We start from the raw sequence: 1,556 nt of genomic DNA, 5'->3' as shown, positions 1-1,556 counted from the left end.
TGGCGTATTAGAAGAGGGTTTAGACGGTTGAGCTTGAGATTTCTTGACCCATGCTCTAAGTGTTTCTGGGGTACATCCCAGTTTATCTGAAATCGATACTAGCGCAGCCCAAAGAGAAGGGTATTCATGCTGTTGTGTGGTAACAAGCCTAATTGCACGTTCACGAAATTCTGATGTATAGCGATTTGATTTTTTCATAGTTCCAGTTTCTCAAGTTATTGAGTCTCTGGCAAACACGGGGCGATTCAAACTGACTCTTTAAATTCCTTTAAATAGTTCTCGGTAATCCTGGATTGACTCGTCGAAAGACTCCTAGAAAAATCCCTTTCATCATCTTCATCTCTCTGTAACAGAGAAAACTGCCTAACATACTTAACTTTTACATCTTCAGTTGTATTCTGCTCCGCAATTAAATTGAGTGTATGTGACTTACCAGTCGAACGTTCGCCTAGAACAACGTTTAAACCTGTAGATAATTTCAAGCCATTATTCAACGCCTCAAAGAATTGATGCCCTTCTTCTTTTGAAAGATGTACTTTATACTTATCTGATAGTGCAAGCTTTAAAGCTTTGAGTGTAATTTCCCCAACATCAATATATGTATGCCTTGGAGGAACAACATTTAATTTATCTTCTACACGTAAGTCACTAAAACATACAGGCACGAGTGCATCTGCATCTTTAATACTGTAAATAAACTTCCTAGGGCTTGTAACCTCACCAGTCATTACATGCTCTCTCAGCTTATTGAGCGTCTCCTCTTTTATTTCTGGGGACTTTTTGTAATGAGGGATCAACAGGTAATTTGAAAGGCTTGTAAAAACTTCATGGAATTCTTCAAATGTAATCGAAGTATATTTATCAGGTATGAGTTCTGTAATCATGTCGCAGCGACTTTTAAAGTCATTTAACTCATTATCTTCAGCTATTACTAAAAGGTGAGTTCCCTCTATATCTACCTCAATTCCTGGAAAGACTTTAACTGCAAGCTGTTGTTGGATTATACGGAACTGCTCTAAATCAAACATATTATGATTAGTAATTGCGATGGCGTCTAATTTAGCCTCTTCTACATACCATTTCATCCGCTCCATACTAAAAGTAAATTTCTTATCGCTCGGTGTACTGACAGTATGTATGTGTAAATCAATTTTTTTCAAAGGCTTTCCATTCCTATTTTATTGAAGTCTTTCAAAGATTAGCATAGAAAATTAGATTTTGAATTAGTCTTTTTAATACGATGAAACCTTTTCGTGCTAGTAAAAAGTTTTTAAATTATCTTAATAATATAATCCAACGGTGTAACTCTTAAAAATGGAAAGTACAAAATCTGGAAAACTACTTTCCAGAACTCAAAAAAGTCCAAATTTCTTTGCGATTTTTCACTTTTTCTGGAAAAGCCTCCTAAACTAGATAATATGTAGGTTTCCAGAGTGTTTCCAGATTTGGATGTACAGAGTAGTTTGTTACTATGAGATAGGTTCGAGGTTCGAGGTTCGAGGTTCGAGGTTCGAGGTTCGAGGTTCGAGGTTCGAGAAATAAAAAAACCTTGTGGT

At 36.2% G+C, this 1,556-nt stretch carries 2 protein-coding genes; both read right to left on the bottom strand.

What is annotated here, in order from left to right:
- Nucleotides 1-198, bottom strand: a 198-nt coding sequence (locus P20439_RS18320; protein ID WP_138956976.1) for a transposase, incomplete at its 3' end; no start/stop codon positions are given.
- A 47-nt stretch (nt 199-245) separates the two neighbouring features.
- Nucleotides 246-1,160: a PHP domain-containing protein gene (locus tag P20439_RS13565; RefSeq protein ID WP_008467689.1), complete on the bottom strand. Its 915-nt coding sequence runs from the start codon at nt 1,158-1,160 to the stop codon at nt 246-248.
- Nucleotides 1,161-1,556: the final 396 nt, after the last annotated feature.

Origin of the sequence: Pseudoalteromonas sp. BSi20439, assembly GCF_000241165.1 — a bacterium.
GTDB lineage: Bacteria > Pseudomonadota > Gammaproteobacteria > Enterobacterales > Alteromonadaceae > Pseudoalteromonas.
The sequence above is the reverse complement of the archived record's forward strand: the minus strand, read 5'-3'. Positions and strand labels throughout refer to the sequence as shown.